The 365-nt window shown below is 60.3% G+C and carries 1 protein-coding gene; it reads right to left on the bottom strand.

What is annotated here, in order from left to right; translation table 11 throughout:
- The coding region (locus AC5JLB_RS00535; RefSeq protein ID WP_495871906.1) for a hypothetical protein at window positions 1-365 on the bottom strand (365 nt) is incomplete at both ends.

The following is a 365-nucleotide window of genomic DNA, read 5'->3' as shown; positions in this document are numbered from 1 at the left end:
TACGCCAGCGTGCCGTCTGGCGCGCGGTCTGAACGGTAAAGACCGCTTCACCGAGGAAGACGCCGGCAATCGACCAGACGGGTCCGAAAACAAGGGTAAAGACGATGACGGCAGCGACGGAAACACCGCACGAAACGTAGCTGGCATAGGCTAACGGCCTGAACTGCCCGGCAGCCTGCAGAAGCACGCTGTTGGGCGTACGCACGGTGCGCATCAGCGTGACGAGGAACCACAATGCGGTTCCCAGCATCAAAGTGGGCAATTCGTATTCGGGCGGGAAGATCACCTGCGGTATGAAGCCGATGAGAGCGATGGCCAGAAGGGCGGACAGGCCCCAGGTCGAAAACAGCACCAGGCTGAAGAAA

The organism is Myxacorys chilensis, from assembly GCF_059505265.1.
The sequence above is the reverse complement of the archived record's forward strand: the minus strand, read 5'-3'. Positions and strand labels throughout refer to the sequence as shown.